Annotated in this window: 22 protein-coding genes; 9 read left to right on the top strand and 13 right to left on the bottom strand. The window is 65.6% G+C overall.

The features are described 5' to 3' along the window. Nucleotide 1: 1 nt before the first annotated feature. The 3 genes from B6S44_RS22455 to acnA all read right to left on the bottom strand — a co-directional run bounded on the left by B6S44_RS22455 (nt 2) and on the right by acnA (nt 3,795). Complete coding sequence (locus B6S44_RS22455; protein ID WP_129159124.1) at nt 2–463, bottom strand: 3-hydroxyacyl-ACP dehydratase FabZ family protein; 462 nt, start codon at nt 461–463, stop codon at nt 2–4. 158 nt (nt 464–621) lie between these two features. Beyond that, on the bottom strand, nt 622–903 hold the full coding sequence (locus tag B6S44_RS22450; protein WP_129159123.1) for an acyl carrier protein: 282 nt from the start codon (nt 901–903) through the stop codon (nt 622–624). Between the two features lie 192 nt (nt 904–1,095). Beyond that, the gene (acnA, locus tag B6S44_RS22445) at nt 1,096–3,795 is read right to left on the bottom strand and encodes an aconitate hydratase AcnA (RefSeq protein WP_129159122.1); all 2,700 of its coding nucleotides are present in this window, start codon (nt 3,793–3,795) and stop codon (nt 1,096–1,098) included. Between the two features lie 232 nt (nt 3,796–4,027). Here acnA and ccmA point away from each other — a divergent pair, with 232 nt between their 5' ends. Together ccmA and ccmB are read left to right on the top strand one after the other, a co-directional pair. Beyond that, complete coding sequence (ccmA, locus tag B6S44_RS22440; protein WP_248309710.1) at nt 4,028–4,648, top strand: heme ABC exporter ATP-binding protein CcmA; 621 nt, start codon at nt 4,028–4,030, stop codon at nt 4,646–4,648. After that, entirely contained in the window at nt 4,645–5,310 is a 666-nt protein-coding gene (gene ccmB / locus B6S44_RS22435) for a heme exporter protein CcmB (RefSeq protein ID WP_129159121.1), read from the top strand. The genes ccmA and ccmB overlap by 4 nt, the downstream gene beginning before the upstream one ends. 4 nt (nt 5,311–5,314) lie before the next feature. Here the strand turns inward: ccmB and B6S44_RS22430 are convergent, their stop codons facing one another. Continuing rightward, nucleotides 5,315–5,542: a hypothetical protein gene (locus B6S44_RS22430; protein ID WP_129159120.1), complete on the bottom strand. Its 228-nt coding sequence runs from the start codon at nt 5,540–5,542 to the stop codon at nt 5,315–5,317. Nucleotides 5,543–5,745: 203 nt separating this feature from the next. On the opposite strand from B6S44_RS22430, the gene B6S44_RS22425 reads away from it, so the two are divergent. The 4 genes from B6S44_RS22425 (at nt 5,746) to B6S44_RS22410 (ending at nt 7,616) form a co-directional block, all read left to right on the top strand. Continuing rightward, nucleotides 5,746–5,988 (top strand): hypothetical protein, encoded by a 243-nt coding sequence (locus tag B6S44_RS22425; RefSeq protein ID WP_129159119.1) that lies wholly within the window; start codon nt 5,746–5,748, stop codon nt 5,986–5,988. Nucleotides 5,989–6,097: 109 nt separating this feature from the next. Then, nucleotides 6,098–6,856, top strand: coding sequence for a heme ABC transporter permease (locus B6S44_RS22420; protein ID WP_129159118.1), 759 nt, complete (start codon nt 6,098–6,100; stop codon nt 6,854–6,856). After that, nucleotides 6,853–7,026: a heme exporter protein CcmD gene (ccmD, locus tag B6S44_RS22415; RefSeq protein ID WP_129159117.1), complete on the top strand. Its 174-nt coding sequence runs from the start codon at nt 6,853–6,855 to the stop codon at nt 7,024–7,026. The genes B6S44_RS22420 and ccmD overlap by 4 nt, the downstream gene beginning before the upstream one ends. After that, a complete protein-coding gene (locus tag B6S44_RS22410; protein WP_129159116.1) occupies nt 7,023–7,616 on the top strand; it encodes a DsbE family thiol:disulfide interchange protein in 594 nt (197 codons plus the stop codon). Before ccmD ends, B6S44_RS22410 begins: the two co-directional genes overlap by 4 nt. A 6-nt stretch (nt 7,617–7,622) precedes the next feature. Here B6S44_RS22410 and B6S44_RS22405 read toward each other — a convergent pair whose 3' ends face one another. The 6 genes from B6S44_RS22405 to purC all read right to left on the bottom strand — a co-directional run bounded on the left by B6S44_RS22405 (nt 7,623) and on the right by purC (nt 10,940). Next, nucleotides 7,623–8,051, bottom strand: coding sequence for a hypothetical protein (locus tag B6S44_RS22405; RefSeq protein WP_129159115.1), 429 nt, complete (start codon nt 8,049–8,051; stop codon nt 7,623–7,625). Continuing rightward, nucleotides 8,048–8,743 carry a phosphoribosylformylglycinamidine synthase subunit PurQ gene (gene purQ / locus B6S44_RS22400; protein WP_129159114.1) on the bottom strand — a complete coding sequence of 232 codons (696 nt, stop codon included), beginning with the start codon at nt 8,741–8,743 and terminating at the stop codon, nt 8,048–8,050. The genes B6S44_RS22405 and purQ overlap by 4 nt, the downstream gene beginning before the upstream one ends. Then, on the bottom strand, nt 8,740–9,246 hold the full coding sequence (locus tag B6S44_RS22395) for a GNAT family N-acetyltransferase (RefSeq protein ID WP_129159113.1): 507 nt from the start codon (nt 9,244–9,246) through the stop codon (nt 8,740–8,742). The genes purQ and B6S44_RS22395 overlap by 4 nt, the downstream gene beginning before the upstream one ends. Continuing rightward, a complete protein-coding gene (purS, locus tag B6S44_RS22390; RefSeq protein ID WP_129159112.1) occupies nt 9,243–9,485 on the bottom strand; it encodes a phosphoribosylformylglycinamidine synthase subunit PurS in 243 nt (80 codons plus the stop codon). The genes B6S44_RS22395 and purS overlap by 4 nt, the downstream gene beginning before the upstream one ends. Nucleotides 9,486–9,549: 64 nt before the next feature. Then, the gene (locus B6S44_RS22385; RefSeq protein WP_129159111.1) at nt 9,550–10,083 is read right to left on the bottom strand and encodes a hypothetical protein; all 534 of its coding nucleotides are present in this window, start codon (nt 10,081–10,083) and stop codon (nt 9,550–9,552) included. Between the two features lie 62 nt (nt 10,084–10,145). Next, nucleotides 10,146–10,940, bottom strand: coding sequence for a phosphoribosylaminoimidazolesuccinocarboxamide synthase (gene purC / locus B6S44_RS22380; protein WP_126114755.1), 795 nt, complete (start codon nt 10,938–10,940; stop codon nt 10,146–10,148). 343 nt (nt 10,941–11,283) lie between these two features. Between purC and B6S44_RS22375 the strand changes: the two genes are divergently transcribed. Continuing rightward, nucleotides 11,284–11,607 carry a DUF1476 domain-containing protein gene (locus tag B6S44_RS22375; RefSeq protein WP_129159110.1) on the top strand — a complete coding sequence of 108 codons (324 nt, stop codon included), beginning with the start codon at nt 11,284–11,286 and terminating at the stop codon, nt 11,605–11,607. 144 nt (nt 11,608–11,751) lie between these two features. Next, complete coding sequence (locus B6S44_RS22370; protein WP_129159109.1) at nt 11,752–12,537, top strand: HpcH/HpaI aldolase family protein; 786 nt, start codon at nt 11,752–11,754, stop codon at nt 12,535–12,537. 104 nt (nt 12,538–12,641) lie between these two features. Here B6S44_RS22370 and B6S44_RS22365 read toward each other — a convergent pair whose 3' ends face one another. Further along, complete coding sequence (locus B6S44_RS22365; protein ID WP_129159108.1) at nt 12,642–13,283, bottom strand: DNA-3-methyladenine glycosylase family protein; 642 nt, start codon at nt 13,281–13,283, stop codon at nt 12,642–12,644. Nucleotides 13,284–13,471: 188 nt separating this feature from the next. Here B6S44_RS22365 and gluQRS point away from each other — a divergent pair, with 188 nt between their 5' ends. After that, on the top strand, nt 13,472–14,356 hold the full coding sequence (gluQRS, locus tag B6S44_RS22360; RefSeq protein WP_129159107.1) for a tRNA glutamyl-Q(34) synthetase GluQRS: 885 nt from the start codon (nt 13,472–13,474) through the stop codon (nt 14,354–14,356). Between the two features lie 30 nt (nt 14,357–14,386). Here gluQRS and B6S44_RS22355 read toward each other — a convergent pair whose 3' ends face one another. Together B6S44_RS22355 and B6S44_RS22350 are read right to left on the bottom strand one after the other, a co-directional pair. Further along, nucleotides 14,387–15,304, bottom strand: a complete 918-nt coding sequence (locus B6S44_RS22355; RefSeq protein WP_129159106.1) for an AEC family transporter — start codon at nt 15,302–15,304, stop codon at nt 14,387–14,389. A 24-nt stretch (nt 15,305–15,328) separates the two neighbouring features. Next, complete coding sequence (locus B6S44_RS22350; protein WP_248309709.1) at nt 15,329–17,359, bottom strand: M23 family metallopeptidase; 2,031 nt, start codon at nt 17,357–17,359, stop codon at nt 15,329–15,331. Nucleotides 17,360–17,810 lie beyond the last annotated feature (451 nt).

Below are 17,810 nucleotides of genomic sequence, written 5' to 3'. Positions count from 1 at the left end.
GTCAGGCTGCCTCCGGGGAGAGGCCGATGGCCTTGAGCCGGGCCTGCATCAGGACGTGCATATCGGCGGGGAACGGCATCAAGCGGAAGCGCAGCTCGGCATCGCAGATCGGCTTGCCGGCGATCGCAATCTTTGCCTTTGTCGCAGCGTAACCGGAGCCCTCATGGACGAGCTCGGCGCTGACGTCGAGCACCGCGTTGGGTTCGACGAAGGTGCGGAAACGCGCCTTGTCGACCATCATCAGGAACGGCATCTGCGTCAGGTGGTTCAGCCCGAGCAGCAGATAGCCGGAAGCCTGGGCCATGGTTTCGGTGAGCAGCACGCCAGGAACGAGCGGATGGCCGGGGAAGTGGCCTTCGAAGACCGGGCTTTCGGCTGGAACAGTCGAGCAGGTCACGATCCGCTTGGCCGCCCGATCAAAGCTCTCGACCTGATCGATCATCTCGAAATATTCAAGGCGCATGCGGCTCCAACCCGTCTCGCCGCGATCGGGGTTCTGCCCCGCCTGCGGCGTTTCAACGTCCGGCTCTCATCAAAGAGTGAGAGCAGGATTCTTGCGAAAACCGGTTCCCACTTTTTCGCATCCTGCTCTTGCGGCAGCCCCTGCGGGCCGGAGCTTGCTCAGGCGACCTTGGCGGCGACGAGGTCGTCGATGCGCTTGCACAGGTTCTCGAGCACGAAATACTGCTCAGCCGGCGCCTTGCCCTCGTTGACCTCCTGGGTCCACTGCTCGAGCGGCAGCTTGATGCCGAAGGCCTTGTCGATCGCGAAGGCGATGTCGAGAAAGGCGAGGGAGTCGATGCCGAGATCTTCGATCGCGTGGCTTTGGGGCGTGATCTTCTCGCGAGGAATGTCGCAAGTCTCCGAAATAATGCCGGCGACCGTCTCGAACGTGGCGGACATGCGGGTGCTCCGTCTTGGATGATGATGGCGGATGGCGTCCGGGCGCGTTCGCCCCGCGCCTGCCCCAAGCCCCCCGCCGAGGATGGCTGTGACCGCCCCCTTACACCTGCGTGCAAGATTGGACAACCGTCGGGACCAAAGAGAGACGCCCGGCTTGCGGCCGGGCGTCTCGATAGTATCGGCGTCGAGCCTTTACGCAGCGATGCCGCGCAGCACGTAGTGCAGGATGCCGGCGTTCTTGAAGTAGTCGAGCTCGTCCAGCGTATCGATCCGGCAGAGGATCGGCTCCTTCTTCACCGTGCCGTCGGCATAGGTGATCTCGGCTTCGAGCGTCTGGCGCGGCTTGACGGTGGCGAGGCCCTTGATCGTCACGCTTTCGTCGCCCTTCAGGTTGAGCGAGGCCCAGCTCGTGCCCTCCTGCAGGGTGAACGGCACCACGCCCATGCCGACCAGGTTCGAGCGGTGGATGCGCTCGAAGCTCTGGGCGATCACGGCCTTGACGCCGAGCAGGTTGGTGCCCTTGGCGGCCCAGTCGCGCGACGAGCCGTTGCCGTATTCGACACCGGCGAAGATCACCAGCGGCACCTTCTCAGCCTGGTAGCGCATCGCCGCATCGTAGATCGGCAGCTCTTCCTTGCTGGGATAGTGGATGGTGTAGCCGCCCTCGCGCCCGTTCGGACCCATCATGTGGTTGCGGATGCGGATATTGGCGAAGGTGCCGCGCATCATCACCTCATGATTGCCGCGGCGCGTGCCGTACTGGTTGAAGTCGGCAACCGCGACGCCATGCTCGCTGAGATAATGGCCGGCAGGCGAAGCCGCCTTGATCGAGCCGGCCGGCGAGATGTGGTCGGTGGTGATCTTGTCGCCGAACAGGCCGAGCACGCGGGCGCCGACGATGTCGGTGACTGGCGTCGGGGTCTTGCTGATGCCCTGGAAATAGGGCGGGTTCTGGACATAGGTCGACGCGTCTTCCCAGGCATAGGTCTGGCTCGACGGGGTCTTGACCGCCTGCCAGTGCGCGTCGCCCTTGAACACGTCGGCGTACTTCGCCTCGAAGATGGCGCGCGTGACGTTCTGGGCGATGAAGCTCTGGATCTCCTTGTTGGAGGGCCAGATGTCCTTGAGGTAGACCGGCTTTCCGTCCGAGCCCGTACCGAGCGGCTCGCTCGTCAGGTCCATCTGGACCGAGCCGGCGAGTGCATAGGCGACGACGAGCGGCGGCGATGCCAGATAGTTCGCCTGTACATCGGGGGAGACGCGGCCCTCGAAATTGCGGTTGCCGGAGATGACGGCGCCGGCGATCAGTCCCTGCTCGTTGATCGCCTTCGAGATCGGCGCGGGCAGTGGGCCGGAATTGCCGATGCAGGTGGTGCAGCCGAAGCCGACCAGATTGAAGCCGAGCTTGTCGAGATCGGTCTGGAGGCCAGACTTGGCGAGATACTCCGCCACGACCTGCGAGCCGGGGGCCAGCGAGGTCTTGACCCAGGGCTTGACCTTGAGACCCCTGGCGACCGCGTTGCGGGCGAGCAGGCCCGCCGCCATCAGCACCGAGGGGTTGGAGGTGTTGGTGCAGGATGTGATCGCGGCGATGACGACATCGCCATGCCCGAGGTCGAAGGATTGACCCTCGACGGGCACGCGGCGCGAGATCTCGGCCGCCTTCTTGTAGTCGGTCTCCATCGCCGCGGCGAAGCCCTTGGCGACGGCGCCGAGATCGACGCGACCTTCGGGGCGCTTGGGGCCGGCCATCGAGGGCTGCACGGTTGAAAGGTCGAGTTCGAGCGTGTCGGTGAAGACCGGATCGGCCATCTCAACTGTGGCGAACAGCCCTTGCGCCTTCGAATAGGCCTCGACCAGCGCGATGCGCTCAGGCGCGCGGCCGGTCGTGGTGAGATAGTCCAGCGTCTCGCCATCGACCGGGAAGAAGCCGCAGGTCGCGCCGTATTCCGGGCCCATATTGGCGATGGTCGCGCGGTCGGCCAGCGTCAGGTTGTAGAGGCCGGGGCCGAAGAACTCGACGAACTTGCCGACGACGCCCTTCTTGCGCAGCATCTGGGTAACGGTCAGCACGAGGTCGGTGGCGGTGATGCCTTCCTTCAGCGAGCCGGTCAGCTTGAAACCGATCACCTCGGGCAGCAGCATCGATTGCGGCTGGCCGAGCATGGCGGCCTCTGCCTCGATGCCGCCGACGCCCCAGCCGAGGACGGCCAGGCCGTTGACCATGGTGGTGTGCGAATCGGTGCCGACGACGGTGTCGGGATAGGCGACCTCGACCTCCTGGCCGTCGATGGTCTCCTTGCGGGTCCAGACGGTCTGGGCGAGGTATTCGAGGTTGACCTGGTGGCAGATGCCGGTGCCGGGCGGAACGACGCGGAAATTGTCGAAGGCACCCTGGCCCCATTTCAGGAAGCGGTAGCGCTCGCCATTGCGCTCATATTCGAGCTCGACATTCTGCGAGAGCGCCTTGGGCGAGCCGAACTCGTCGACGATGACCGAATGGTCGATGACGAGGTCGACCGGAACCAGCGGGTTGATCTTGGCGGGGTCGCCGCCGAGCGCGACGACGCCGTCACGCATCGCGGCAAGGTCGACGACGGCCGGGACGCCGGTGAAATCCTGCATCAGCACGCGCGCGGGGCGAAAGCCGATCTCCTTGCCGGCGGTGCCCTTGTCGGTCAGCCAGGCGACGAAGCCTTCGATGTCGGCCTTGTAGACCGAGCGGCCATCCTCGAAGCGAAGCAGGTTCTCGAGCAGCACCTTCATCGAGAAGGGCAGCTTCGAGATGCCGGTCAGGCCGTTCTGTTCGGCAAGCGGCAGCGAGTAATATTCATAGGTCTTATCGCCGACGGTCAACGTCTGGCGGCATTTGAACGAGTCGAGCGAAGCCATGCGGGCTATCCTGATCAAGGGGTTGCGGTCGCGAGCCGGACCGTCCTTGCGGATGAATCCGGTCGAAGGCCTATTGCGCATGACGCGCTCGCCGCCCCGGGAGTGCCCGAGCCCCGCGCCGGATCGGCGTGCGGCGTAGCCACGGGTTCTATAGATCAATTCCAAGAAGGCCGCTACAGGCTCGATATGCGTTGGGCGAAACGGTAATGACCTCCGGGATGACAGGTTCGCCGTGACGCAAATCCGATACCAGACATTCGCCTTGACGGCGGAAGGGCTCGTTTGCCGCCGCGGCGGCCGCGCGATCTTCGACGGCGTGGGCTTTGACCTGGCGAGTGGCGAGGCGATCGCGCTCACCGGCCGCAACGGCGCCGGCAAGTCGAGCCTGATCGCCATGCTGTGCGGACGTTTGCGCCCAGAGGCTGGGGCCATCAGGCTCGATGGCCTCGACGACATGCCGCTGGCCGAAGCAGCCCATCTGGTCGGTCACCGCGACGGGCTGAAGACTGCTTTAACGGCAACGGAGAACCTGCGTTTCGCGCAGGACCTGCTCGGCGCACCGGGGCTGACCCCGACCGAGGCGCTCGCCACGGTCGGCCTGCCGCATATCGGAGCCCTGCCGGTCGGCTATCTCTCCGCCGGCCAGCGGCGGCGGGTGGCGCTGGCGCGGCTCCTGGTGTCGTCGCGGCCGCTCTGGTTGCTCGACGAGCCTTTTGCTGCACTCGACGCGGGCTCGCAGGCAATGCTCTCCGGATTGATGCGGGCGCATCTGGCGGCAGGCGGGGCGATCCTCGCCGCGACCCACGGACCGCTCGGCCTCGATGGCGCGCGCGAGCTCAGGATCGGGCCGTGAGCCGCGCTTTCCTCGCCATCCTGAAGCGCGATCTTGCGCTGGCGGTCCGGGCCGGCGGCGGCGGCGAGCTCGCGCTCGTCTTCTTTCTCACCGTGGTCGTGCTGATCCCGTTCGCGCTCGGACCCGACCTCAACCTGCTGTCGCGGATCGGCCCGGCCATCCTCTGGCTGGGGGCATTGCTGGCGACGCTGATCGGGCTCGACAGGCTGTTTCAGGCCGATGAGGAGGACGGTTCGCTCGATCTCATCCACGGTGCCGGGCTACCACTGGAGTTCGCCGTGTTCGCCAAGGCATTGGCGCACTGGCTGACGACCGGCCTGCCGCTGACCCTGGCTGCGCCGCTGCTGGGGCTGCTCGTCGCCCTGCCGGCGGAGGGGGTGCTGCCGCTGGCAGCGAGTCTGGCGCTCGGCACGCCGGCGTTGAGCTTCATCGGCGCTGCAGCCGCAGCACTCACCGCGAGCCTGCGCCGTGGCGGCCTGATCCTGCCCATTTTGGTGGCGCCGCTCTGCGTGCCGGTGCTGATTTTCGGTGTCTCGGCCTCGGGCGCAGCAAGCGGGCCGATGTCTCTGCAGAGTCCGTTGCTGATTCTGGCCGCGCTGTCGCTGATGGCTGCGGCCGTGGGCTGCGTCGCGGCGGCGGCGGCTCTGCGCCAGCCCGACTGACGATTCAGCCCGCGGACAGCTCGCCCCGGTCCAGTTCCAGCGCGCAGCCGGATTGAGATGCGAGACGGGCGACGACGGCGGCGATATCCTCGAGCGCGACGTTGTCGTCGACGAAACGGAGCTGGACCTCTTCGGCCACGCCGAAGACATTGACGACACGCGATTCACCGACCTTCGAACGCAGAGTCGTTTCGATATCGCGCCGCATGAGATCGGAAAGCGTGATGAGCATGACAATCCCTCCTGCACCGAGCGTTAGCCCGGAATCGCAGGGAAGGCAAATAAAAATCTAGTAATTTCAATTAGTTAGTAAGTTGCAGTGCTAGCGCCTGAATGGCATGACGCTAAGGTACCGCTGGTGTCGCTGCCACTTGCGAATGAGCAGTTTGTGCTCATATAGTCACTTACTCATTCTTAGCGCGATGGGGGCGCGCCATGTCGGACCTGGAACGCGGCGAACGTCTGCAGATCATGCTGAGCGCGGAAGAGCTCCGCGCCGTCGAGAATTGGCGCTTTGACAAGCGTATGCCGAGCCGCGCGGCCGCGGTGCGGGAGTTGCTCAGGCGTGGCCTGAGCGCCGAGGGCTTCAACGTCGCCGCCGATGGCGCCCGTTCAGGCAGCTTCAGCGTTATCGAGAACGACGCGGGCACTGTGCCTAACGCGTCAGATAAGGGCTAGCGCCCGTCCGGGCGTCATCGTCGCAGGGGTGGCTCATCGATTGTGAGCCGGGCCGGCGGTTGCTACATGCTTCCTCGTCGAAAGAAGAGCAGAGCCGGCCACCACCTCCATGGCGAGCCTTACCGAACTGGCCAATCCGGCGCGCTTCATGCGCCTGTCTGGAATTTTGCTGCCCTGGCTCACGGGTGCGGCGGCGCTGTTGCTCGCCATCGGCCTCTATCTCGTCTGGTTCGTCGCGCCGGCCGATTACCAGCAAGGCGAGACGATCAAGATCATGTACATCCATGTGCCGGCCGCCTGGCTGGCGCTGATGTTCTATTCGATGATGGCACTCTCGGCGCTGGGCGTGCTGGTCTGGCGCCATCCGCTCGCCGACGTCGCCCAGCAGGCTGCGGCGCCGATCGGCGCCTGTTTCGCGCTGATCTGCCTGCTGACCGGCTCGTTCTGGGGCAAGCCGATGTGGGGCACCTACTGGGTCTGGGATGCGCGCCTGACCTCGATGCTGGTGCTGTTCCTGCTTTATCTCGGCGTCATCGCGCTGCGCCGCGCCATCGACGAACCGTCGCGCGCCGGCCGCGCCGTCGCGATCCTGACGCTGGTCGGCTGCGTCAACATCCCGATCATCAAGTTCTCGGTCGATTGGTGGAGCACCTTGCACCAGCCGGCCTCGGTGCTGCGGCTGGGCGGGCCGACCATCCATGCCTCGATGCTCTGGCCGCTCGTAATCACCGCGCTCGGCTTCACCCTGCTGGCGCTTGCGCTTCACTTCGCTGCGATGCAGGCCGAAATCATCCGCCGCCGGGTCCGCACGCTGACGATCTTCGAGGCCGAGCGCCTCGACCGGCTGTCCTTGCAGGCGGCACAATGATGGACGCACTCGGACCCCATGCCGGTTTCATCCTCGCCGCCTATCTGGCTGCTGCGGTGATCCTGCTCGGCCTGGCGACAACGATCCTGCTCGACCGGAGGGCGCAGAGGCGGGCCTTGGCGGCGCTGGAGGAGCGCGGTGTGGGCCGTCGCGGCGGCAGCACGTCATGAGCGAGGCTGCGACCTCCCCGCCGCGGCGCTCGCCCTGGCTCTATGCGATCCCGCTGATTGTGTTCGCGGCGCTGGCCGCGGTATTCGCCAAGGGATTGTTCTCCGGCGATGCCAGCAAGGTGCCCTCGGCGCTGATCGGCAAACCGGCGCCGGCGATCACATTGCCTCCGCTGGAGGGGCTACAGCGCGACGGCCAGCCGGTGCCGAGCTTCGACATGGCGGGGCTCGCCAAGGGCAAGGCGACGATCGTCAATGTCTTCGCGAGCTGGTGCGCGCCTTGCCGGGTCGAGCACCCTTTCCTCGTCGCCATGGCGGATTCAGCCGCGGTGAAGCAGGGCAAGGTCGCGCTCGTCGGCTTCAACTACAAGGACGAGGCCGAGAATGCGCGCCGTTTCCTCGGCGCGCTCGGCAATCCCTATTCCGCTGTCGGCGTCGATCGCAGTGGCCGGGCCGCCATCGACTGGGGCGTCTACGGTGTGCCCGAGACCTTCCTGATCGGGCCGGACGGGCGAATCCTCGACAAGCATGTCGGTCCGCTCGACGGCGCGGCGGCGTCGCGCATGCTGGCGCGGGCGCAGAAGGGTAACTGAGCAGGCCTATTGCAGCGGCGGGCCGAAGCGCAGGCTGCGCCAGGTCGCGAGCACGGCATCGAGCAGGCCGGGCTCATCGAAATAGCCGGCGATGTGGATCTGCCCGCCATCACGGGCGCAAGCGAAGCCGTAGAAAGCGGGCTGGCGCCCATCGTCCGCATCTTCATGGAGGCGATAAGCGAAACGGATGAAGTCGGTCTCGCGCTCCTCGATCAGATCGAAAGCGGCAGAGGCGTGGATTTCCCGCCACTCGGCAAGTGCATCGTCAGGATCGCCGGCATCGTAAGCGTTGAGCCAGAAAGTCAGGCCGCGTGGGCTATGCCAGAAGACCAGCGAGCCATCCTCGACGCGGCGGGCCATCGGGAAGGGCAGTACGAGACTCCAGTCCGGGATGAGGGACTGGCGGCCCTCGACCAGTGGCGGCGCGTCGCTCACGCCGCCTTCTTGCCGCTCATCAGGCTTGCGAACATACCGCGCCCATCGGTGCCGCCGACGAGACCATCGATCAGGTTTTCCGGATGCGGCATCAGGCCGAGTACGTTGCGGCCGGGCGAGTAGATGCCAGCGATGCCGTCCAGCGAGCCGTTCGGATTGGCCTCCGCCGTCACCTTGCCGTCGGCGTCGCAGTAGCGGAAGGCGACCAGCCCCTCGCCTTCGAGCCGGGCGAGCGTTTCCGGATCGCAGATATAGTTGCCCTCGCCATGGGCGATGCAGACATCGATCACCTGGCCCTTGGTATAGGCTGAGGTGAAGGCGGTGTCGTTGCGCTCGACCGTGAGATGCTGGCGCCTGCAGACGAATTTCAGATCGGCGTTGCGGGCGAGCACGCCCGGCAGCAGCCCGGCCTCGCAAGCGATCTGGAAGCCGTTGCAGATGCCGAGCACGAGGCCGCCGCGGGCCGCGTGTGCCCGTGTCGCGTCCATGATGTGAGCGCGGCCGGCGATGGCGCCGCAGCGCAGATAATCGCCATAGGAGAAGCCGCCCGGCAGGACGACGAGGTCGGTCCCGGCCGGCAACTCGTAATCGCCATGCCAGACATGCGCTACATGAGCGCCGGCCTGACGCAGCGCCTTGGCGACGTCGCCATCGCGGTTCGAGCCGGGGAAGGTGATGACGGCAGCCTTCATGGATTGGCCCTTTTTGACTGGCGGTAGGTCTCGGCGTTCATCGCCATGGTTATCACCGTAACGGCTTCGCCGCTGGGCTCCGGCTCTTCGCGGCGGCTCTCCTCCCTCATCCCGAAGGAAGAGTAAAGAGCGATGCCAGATGCATTATGCGCGCGAACGCCGAGCCAAGCGCTGCGTGCGCCGAGTTCGTCGAAGATCACGTGCAGCGCATGGCCGAGCAATTGCCGGCCGTGACCGCTCCGCTGCTCGGCGACGGCAATCCGGCGAACCAGCAGGGAACCGGTTTCGATACCGACGTCCTGCAGCATTACGAAGCCTGCGATGGCGCCGCCCGGTCGGCGGGCGACAAAATAGCGATGCGTAGGGTCGGCCATGCCGGCGAGATGCTGCTCGCGGCTCCAGCGGCCAACGGTCGCCTCGTAGCCGGGCCTGCGCTCGCAGGCCATGATCGCGTCGATATCGGCCGGCGTCGCCGGGACGACCATCGACGTTTCCTGGCTCATCCCTGCAACTCGACCCGGTAATTCTCGATCACGGTGTTGGCGAGGAGCTTCTCGCAGGCGGCCTTGAGGGCGGCCTCGGCGGCGGCCTTGTTGGCGCCGTCGAGCTCGATGTCGAAGACCTTGCCCTGGCGGACCGAGCTGACACCGTCGATGCCGAGTGATTTCAGCGCGCCCTCGATCGCCTTGCCCTGCGGGTCGAGCACGCCGGTCTTGAGGGTGACAGTGACGCGGGCTTTCATCGTGATCTCCGGAACAGGGCGCTTGCGGTTCGCTTAGCGGCGAATCGGTGCAGGCTCAACCATTTCAGCGGCTCGCCCAGGTGGCGCGGGCGAAATCCTGGGCGGCTTGCGAGTCATCGGTCACCGCGATCGCCATCGCGAGCGTATTGTCCTTGCGGGCGTAGAGGATGGCGGTCGAGGCGAGGCGGCCGCCTTCCTTGGCGCGGATCTCGACGAGGATGCCATTGGTGCCGTCCTGCTTGAAGCGGGAGACCGTAGTGGTGCTTGCCGGCTTGGCGGCCTGCTTTGCCTTTGGGCGCTTCGAGAATTCGCGTGCCAGCCGGGCCGGATCGAGGGCGAGGGTTTTCGCCATGTCGGCGGCTTCGCGGCCTTCGAAGCTCAGCAGCGCGGCGACGCCCGGCCGCTCGCAGTCCTGCGGCGTGCAAAAAACCATCGCCTTCGGATTGATGCCGTCGTTGACCACCCAGTTCTGGATCGGTAACGGCTCCCAGCCGCGGCCGGCGGCAAGCTGGACCAGGCCCGGGCCGAAATGGTCGGCGCAGCCGGCGATCAGCAGAACGCCCAGCGCGAGCGCGCCCAAACGCAAACGGGAGCGCAAGCGCCCCCGTCCGACAATCAGAGATTGTGTAGCCGCGGCGGTCACTGCACCAGGCGCGGCAATTATTGCACCAGCCGGGGGCCTGCCGGGCCCGGCTTTTCGTTCTCGCCGAGGATACCGAGGCGGCGCGCCACTTCGGTATAGGCCTCGATCAGTCCGCCCAGGTCGCGGCGGAAGCGATCCTTGTCCATCTTGTCCTTCGACCGGATGTCCCAGAGCCGGCAGGAATCGGGGCTGATCTCGTCGGCGACGACGATGCGCATCATCTCGCCTTCCCACAGCCGGCCGCACTCGATCTTGAAGTCGACGAGCCGGATGCCGGCGCCGAGGAAGAGGCCGGACAGGAAATCATTGACACGAATGGCGAGCGCCATGATGTCGTCGATCTCCTGCGGCGTCGCCCAGCCGAAGGCGGTGATGTGCTCTTCCGAGACCATCGGATCGCCCAGCGCGTCGTTCTTGTAGTAGAACTCGATGATCGAGCGCGGCAGCTGGGTGCCTTCCTCGATGCCGAGCTTGGTCGAAAGCGAGCCGGCCGCGACATTGCGGACCACGACCTCGAGCGGAATGATCTCGACCTCGCGAATCAGCTGCTCGCGCATGTTGAGCCGGCGGATGAAATGCGTGGGAACGCCGATGTCGTTGAGGTTGCTGAAGATGTGCTCGGAGATGCGGTTGTTCAGCACGCCCTTGCCGTCGATCACTTCATGCTTCTTGGCATTGAAGGCGGTCGCGTCGTCCTTGAAATGCTGGATCAGCGTTCCGGGCTCCGGTCCCTCATAGAGGACCTTCGCCTTGCCTTCGTAAATGCGACGGCGGCGGTTCATCGGGATATACCGTGGCTTGAGGAAATCCAAAGGGTCGGCCTCTCTCTGGTCGCGGTTGCCCGCGGCGGGATCATGGCCCTTTTCAGCACGCTCTCGCGCAATCTCGTTGCTCTGTCGAGTTCGATCCTGGCGCGCCGGTCCGGCTGGTTCATGCGGGCCTTGCTCCCTGAGAACCGGCCACACTTCGCGCTATATGGGCCTTTCGTGCTGCAAACGCAACAAAGCGCCTGAGGCGAGGTCGCGACGTCGGATTTGACCGTGCCGGATCAGCTTGGACAGCTGGCCTCTAGCCCGCACTGCCATCACATTGCTATATGGCGAGGCTGATATCGCGCCGCAGCAAGATTGCCGCTCCGAAGAGGATAAGAACCACATGACCACCTTCGACCAGCGCAAGGACGCTTACGAGAACAAGTTCGCGCATGACGAGGAGCTCCGCTTCAAGGCGACGGCCCGGCGCAACAAGCTGCTCGGCCTGTGGGCTGCGGAAAAGCTCGGCAAGAGCAGCGCCGATGCCGATGCCTATGCCAAGTCCGTCGTGCTCGCCGATTTCGAGGAAGCGGGCGACGACGACGTGCTGCGCAAGGTCAAGGCCGATTTCGCTGCGGGCGGCGTCACCGTCGCCGACGACGAGATCCGCCGGACCATGACCGAGCTGCTGATCAAGGCCGCCGACGAGATCCAGGCCGGCCGCTGAGTAACGCTCGGGCGCAATGCGGCCTTGGCCGCATTGCGCCCTTGAGCATGGCGCATGCCGCAGCGTTTGCCTTTCACCGCCGGTTCGGTTCAGGGTCGCTGGACCCGCCAGTGGTGAAGAGCGGGCAACCGGATGAATGCGCTCATGACCGCCGCCAAGCCGACCGTGCTGTCCTCGCTCGCTGATCGCCTCGCCAAGGGCGAGACGCTGCTTTCCGCCTGGTGCGGGCTGCCGGATCCGAGCGTCGCCGCGATCCTGGCGCAAGAAGGCTTCGACGCGGTCACGCTCGACATGCAGCATGGCCCGATCACGCTGGCAGAGGTCATCCGGGCGATCCCGTTGATCAACGCTGCCGGCAAGCCGGCGATTGCGCGCATTTCGGTCGGCGAGTTCCAGAACGTCTCGAAGCTGTTCGATTCCGGCGCCTCCGGCGTGATCGCGCCGATGATCAATACGATCGAGGATGCGCGCCGCCTTGCGGCCTATGCCAAGTACCCGCCGCTCGGCGAGCGCAGCTGGGGCAGCTATGGCGGCCTCGGCGCCTCCGGGCTCGACCAGAACAGCTATCTCACGCAGGCCAACGACTTCTCGCTGACCTTCGCGATGATCGAGACCCGCGAGGCGATGGCGATCGTCGACGACATGCTCGCCATCGACGGGATCGATGCGCTCTTCGTCGGCCCTTCCGATCTCTCGATCGCGCTGTCGGGCGGCGCCTCCATCAATGCCTCGGCCAAGGAGGTCGACGATGCGATGCGCCATATCGTGGCGCGGGCCAATGCGGTGAAGAAGCCGGTCGCCTTCTATGCAGGGACCGCTGAGCGCGCCAAGGAAGGCGTCGCGCTCGGCGCCCGGCTTGTCACGGTGATGAGCGATACCGGCCTGTTGCGCGCAGCGAGCCAGGCGGCTCTCAAGGTGATCAAGGGCTGATCCTGGAGCACTTCCGCTTTTCTCCGAATCGCGGAAGTGCTCCAGATCTTTATTCTATCGCATTTTCTTCACGCGAACCGGTATCCACTTCGCTCGAAAATGCTCTACGCGTTGATGCCTTCGCGCGATTTCAGCGCGGCATAATAGGCCCAGAGCAAGCGTGCGGCGACGCCGCGCCAGGGCCGCCAAGCCTCCGCCAGTGCGGCCAGTTCGGCAGGTTTCGGCCGCACCGGCAGATTGAAGGCGACCTTCGCCGCTTCCTGAACCGCAAGGTCGCCGGCGGCGAAGCCGTCGCGATGGCCGAGGCAGAACAGCAGGTAGACATCCGCCGTCCACGGGCCAATTCCCGAGACCGCGGTCATGTGCTCATGGACGAATTCCGGTGTCGCCGCCTCGAGCGCGGCGAGATTAAGCTGATCCTCGACGATCGCCGCGGCGACAGCGCGCAGCGTCTTCTGCTTCGGCCGAGACAAGCCTGAAAGCCGCATCTCCTCATCACTGGCAGCAAGGACGCGTTCCGGCGTCAGTGGGCTGAGCACGCTTTCGACCCGAGCCCAGACGGCGCGCGCGCTTGCCACCGAAAGCTGCTGCGAGACGATGATCGAAGCGAGACTCAAGAAGCCGCTCTCGCGCCGGCGCAGCGGCGGGATGCCGGTGCGCGCGATGATCTGTTCCCAAATGGGGTCGAGAGCGATGAGCACTGCCATGCCCTCTTCGAGATCGGCTGTGCTGGAGATTGTCGTCATGTTGATCCGGTGAGCATTTCCGGCGAACACAGGTTCGCCTCCAACGCTCTATCTCCTTGTTTCACGCAATTCCTGACGCAAAACCGCTACGCGCTTTTGCTGGAATTGCTCTATCGCCGATCGCGGTTCCGGGTTCTGTCAGGAGGCCGGGCTTGGCGAGGCTCGCGGCGAACCATAGACAGGAGAGGATGGTATCGTCTTCCCCTGTCTTCCGGTTTGCGCCGAGCCCGAACGGGCGGCTCCATCTCGGCCATGCCTATTCGGCTCTGGTCAATGAGCGGCTGGCGGCGCGCTTTGGCGGCGAACTCCTGCTTAGGATCGAGGATATCGACCGCATCCGCTGCCGGCCTGAGTTCGAGCAGAGCATCCATGATGACCTCGCTTGGCTCGGAATATCGTTCTCGGCCGATGCCCGGCGGCAATCCGAGCATTTCGACGATTATCGCCGGGCGCTGGATCGGCTCGATGCGATGGGACTGGGCTATCCTTGCTTCTGCTCGCGTCAGGAGGTGAAGGACGCGGTCAAGCGGCGCGAGGCCGAGGCCGGAACGCCCTGGCCGCGCGATCCCGACGGCGCGGCGCTCTATCCGGGGACGTGCCGCTTGCTGAGCGAGGCGGATGTGCAGCGGCGCCTCGAGGCAGGCGAACCGCATGTGTTGCGGCTCGCCATGGACCGGGCCTTGGCGAGAACGGCCGGCGAGGGACTCTTCTATCGTCTCTTCGACGACAATGGAGAGGAGCGCGAGGTCACGGTCGATCCGGCGCGCTGGGGCGATGTCGTGCTGGCGCGCAAGGATGTGCCGACGAGCTATCATCTCTCGGTGGTCGTCGACGACGCGCTCCAGGGCGTCAGCCATGTCGTGCGAGGTGAGGATCTCGAAGCCGCGACCGACGTTCATGTCCTGCTGCAGCGCCTGCTCGGTCTGCCGACGCCGCGCTATCATTTCCACCGGCTGTTGATCGACGAGACCGGGCAGAAGCTGGCCAAGAGCCGGCTATCGCGGAGTCTCACCGATCTGCGGGCGGAAGGGGTGACGCCGGAGGCGATTCGAAGGCAGCTCGGTTTCACGTGAATCGCTGCCGATCGGGCAAGGACAGCTCGGTCAGCCGACGCCCAGAAAGGTCAGCCAGCCGATCGTGGTGAAGAGCGAGAGCGCGGTCGAGAGCGCGATTGCGCTGGACGCATCGGCGACGCCCTGCTTGTAGCGCTCGGCGAAGAGATAGGCGTTGATCCCGCAAGGGCAGGCGGCGAAGAGCACGGCGACGCCCGCCCAGGCCGTGGGCATGGAAAACACCTTCGTCGCCAGCAGGAAGACGATGAGCGGGTGCAGCACGAGCTTGAGGAAGCTCAGCACTGCCGGCAGGCCGATGCCGGAGGCCAGGCCGTAACGCCTCAGCGCAATGCCGAGGCTGATCAGCGCGCAGGGAACGGCCGCACCCGCGATCAGGTCGACGATCGACCAGAGTGGCGCTGGAACCAGGGCGACGAACGGGCGCGCTGCACTGCCGAGCAGGATGCCGACGACGATCGGGTGGGTAAACAGCCGTTTGAGCAACAGGAGCGGCGACGTGCCCCGGCCTTCGGCGAGCAGGGTCGCAGCCGTCATCGTCACCGGCAGATGCACCGCGAGCAGCAGACCGAGCGGGACGGCGCCGGCTTCGCCATAGGCCTTCAGGATCATCGGTACGCCGACGAAGACCGTGTTCGACTGCGCCGCGGCAAAGCCCGAGACGACAAGCTCGGGACCTTTGCGGGCGAATAGCTGTCGCGCCACGAGCTGGGCGATGATCCAGACGATGGCGAGGCCGGTGAAATAGGAGACCCAGTAGCCCCAGGGCTGGTCCGGCGGGATCGCGGCCGTCGCCAGCGTCTTGAACAGCAGGCAGGGGACGGCGAGGACGAAGACGAAATCGGAGAGGCCCTCGCCGGTGGTTTCGCGCAGCAGTTTCACCCAGCGCGCAGCATAGCCGATCGCGATCAGGCCGAAGACGGGCAGAACGATGAGCAGCGAGGAGAGCATCTGGCCTGTGACGGAGGTGGAATATCAGCGCAATTGCGCGGTTTGGCCTCCGGCCTTCTCGATCAGGCCCTGGACTTCGTCGCGCTGGCGCTTGAATTCGGCGAGGGCCTTGCCGTCGAGCTCGCGGCCGCGCGGCACCTTGATCTTCATCGGGTTGACGAAATTGCCGTTGACCATGACCTCGTAGTGCAAATGCGGGCCGGTCGAGAGGCCGGTATTGCCGAGGAAGCCGATTACCTGGCCCTGGCGGACCTTGACGCCGGGCGCGATGCCCTTGGCGAAGGCCGATTGATGCGAATAGGCCGTGACGTAGCCGTTGGCGTGCTGGATCTCGATGCGGCGGCCATAGCCGGAATCCCACTCCGCCTTGATGATGGTGCCATTGCCGGCGGCGAGGATCGGCGTGCCGATCTTGTTGGCCCAGTCGACGCCGGTGTGCATCTTCGAATAGCGCATGATCGGGTGGTAACGCATGCCGAAGCCCGAGCGCATTTCTGCGTCCGTGATCGGCTTGCGTAGCAGGAACTTCTTCAGCGACCGGCCTTCAGGGTCGAAATAGTCGATCAGCCCGTCCTCGGGCGCCTGATAGCGGAAGACCTGCCTGGTCTCGCCGCCGATGGTGAGCGTGGCCGAGAGGATCTCGGCGCGTTCGCCCTCGTCTTCGTCGGTGAAGATGACCTCGAGATTGTCGCCGCCGCGGACGCGCTGCTGGAAATCGAGGTCATAGGAGAAGATGCGCACGAGCTCGTCGATCAGCGGGCGCGGCAGGTCGTGGCGCAGTCCGGTCTCGTAGAGGCTCTCATAGAGGCGAGCACCAGTGCCGCCTTCCTCTTCATCCTCTTCGTCTTCCTCCGGATTGGTCTGCGATTTCGGCTGTGGGCCGACCGCCTCGGTTCTCGGCAAGGCCACAGGGACGAAGAGACCCTTGTCGTTGACCGCGATCACCGCCGAGGGGCGACCGTTCTCGAGCAAGGCGACGCGGGCGATCTGACGTGGATCGCCGGGGCGCGGGCCAGGCGCGAACAGCGCCTGCAGGACCTGGCCTTCCGGCAAGGCGGCAACCTTCACCCGGCCATCGAACGCCTTCATCATCGAGACGATCTGGTCACGGTTGGCGCCGGCATTGCGGACCACCGTCTCGAAATTCTCGCCGCGGCGGGTGATCAGCAGCTTCTCTTCGACCAGCGGCTCGCGCGAAGCGGCGATCGGGGTCTTTGGCGCGTTTGTCACGTTCTCCGGAACGACACGGACCTCGATGCCAGAGAACGAGGTGTCGGTCGCAGGCGCATAGGAGAGCAGGCTGCCGGCGCCGGCAGCCTGGCTGCCCTGGGCGAGCGTACGGCTCAGCATCAGCTGCGGCGGAATTGGCAAGGCGGCCCGGCGGTCGGCGGCGGCGAGATTGGCGCGCTCCTCCTCCATCTGGTTGATCACGTCGGCGTCGGTCAGGTTGGCCTTGCCCGGCGTGACCGGCAGATCGGCGAGATCGCGCTTGGTGATCGAGACGTCGGCATCCGGCATCTCGGTGACCGGCTCGGCATAGCGCTCGCTGCCGGGCGCCCCCTCGGCAAAGAGCCGCAGCGGATTGAATGGCGGGATGTTGGTGGCGTAGACGCCGCTGGTCAGCGAGAGATTGGTCGAGAGTCTGACGAATGGGCGAACCCGGATGACTTCGCGGTCGCCGATACGCTGGGACATCGGCGCGCGCAGCGTGTGCCGTGCGGAGGCGATCGGCTGCTCGGCGACGAGCTTGTCGCCCTTGCGGGCGCCGCCGCCGACCGAGGTGGTCTGATGCAGGGTGATCGGTTCCGGGCGCTCGGCGAAACTGGTGTCGCCGCGCACAGCGACGAGAATGGCGCCGCCGAGCAGCGCCGCCCCGCATGAGCCGACCAGCAGGCAGGCGGCGAGCCAGCGCAGCGAGACGCCGCGGCGATCCATGCCGGCAGGCGCAGAGCCGGCGGGCGTGATCGGCGGCTCGATTCCGAGATCGACGAGAAGCGCCGTCGCTTCCGGCGTCAGCGGCTCATGCGGCGCTCTCAGATCCGGAGGGGCGTTCATCGGGCGTCTGGCGAATCCATGAAAGCGCCCGACGGGCGCCGGGCTCGATGCCGTGATTGAGCATGGACCCTATAGAGAAGAGAGCATGCCTTGGTCACGCGCCGGAATCAATCTCGGGGCCGGTCCCGACGGAACACCGCCGCGCAGACGTCGCGGCTGTGGGAGATAATTGCGGCTGTTTGCAGGCGAGGCCGTTGTCGAGGTGACACGAGCCAAGTGCCGAGGGCGTCGAAACGGTGAAAAACCAGCAGAAATCGCAAGCCGGATAAAAAAGTGAGGCCCCGTCGAAAATTCGTCATCTCCCGTGTTGACATGGCTCGCTGGCTCCTCTTATAAAGCGGCCATCGAGACGGCGCCGCCGCTGGCGGGGCCGCTCTACTGCGCTTCATGGGAACGATAGGCCTTGTCGCCGACTAGCTCGGTTGATTGGCTGTCTTCTGTGGGCCACGCT

It is taken from the genome of Allobosea sp. Tri-44 (assembly GCF_004123845.1).
Taxonomy (GTDB): Bacteria; Pseudomonadota; Alphaproteobacteria; order Rhizobiales; family Beijerinckiaceae; genus Allobosea.
This window is presented reverse-complemented; position numbering and strand designations above follow the sequence as displayed.

Coding starts and splice junctions, on each gene's coding strand:
- gluQRS (WP_129159107.1), top strand. CDS start 13,472: ATGGTATCGTCTTCCCCTGTCTTCCGGTTTGCGCCGAGCCCGAACGGG.
- acnA (WP_129159122.1), bottom strand. CDS start 3,795: ATGGCTTCGCTCGACTCGTTCAAATGCCGCCAGACGTTGACCGTCGGC.
- purS (WP_129159112.1), bottom strand. CDS start 9,485: ATGAAAGCCCGCGTCACTGTCACCCTCAAGACCGGCGTGCTCGACCCG.
- B6S44_RS22450 (WP_129159123.1), bottom strand. CDS start 903: ATGTCCGCCACGTTCGAGACGGTCGCCGGCATTATTTCGGAGACTTGC.
- B6S44_RS22430 (WP_129159120.1), bottom strand. CDS start 5,542: ATGCTCATCACGCTTTCCGATCTCATGCGGCGCGATATCGAAACGACT.
- B6S44_RS22370 (WP_129159109.1), top strand. CDS start 11,752: ATGACCGCCGCCAAGCCGACCGTGCTGTCCTCGCTCGCTGATCGCCTC.
- B6S44_RS22355 (WP_129159106.1), bottom strand. CDS start 15,304: ATGCTCTCCTCGCTGCTCATCGTTCTGCCCGTCTTCGGCCTGATCGCG.
- B6S44_RS22420 (WP_129159118.1), top strand. CDS start 6,098: ATGGCGAGCCTTACCGAACTGGCCAATCCGGCGCGCTTCATGCGCCTG.
- purQ (WP_129159114.1), bottom strand. CDS start 8,743: ATGAAGGCTGCCGTCATCACCTTCCCCGGCTCGAACCGCGATGGCGAC.
- B6S44_RS22365 (WP_129159108.1), bottom strand. CDS start 13,283: ATGACGACAATCTCCAGCACAGCCGATCTCGAAGAGGGCATGGCAGTG.
- B6S44_RS22350 (WP_248309709.1), bottom strand. CDS start 17,359: ATGAACGCCCCTCCGGATCTGAGAGCGCCGCATGAGCCGCTGACGCCG.
- B6S44_RS22395 (WP_129159113.1), bottom strand. CDS start 9,246: ATGAGCCAGGAAACGTCGATGGTCGTCCCGGCGACGCCGGCCGATATC.
- B6S44_RS22375 (WP_129159110.1), top strand. CDS start 11,284: ATGACCACCTTCGACCAGCGCAAGGACGCTTACGAGAACAAGTTCGCG.
- B6S44_RS22455 (WP_129159124.1), bottom strand. CDS start 463: ATGCGCCTTGAATATTTCGAGATGATCGATCAGGTCGAGAGCTTTGAT.
- ccmD (WP_129159117.1), top strand. CDS start 6,853: ATGATGGACGCACTCGGACCCCATGCCGGTTTCATCCTCGCCGCCTAT.
- B6S44_RS22410 (WP_129159116.1), top strand. CDS start 7,023: ATGAGCGAGGCTGCGACCTCCCCGCCGCGGCGCTCGCCCTGGCTCTAT.
- B6S44_RS22425 (WP_129159119.1), top strand. CDS start 5,746: ATGTCGGACCTGGAACGCGGCGAACGTCTGCAGATCATGCTGAGCGCG.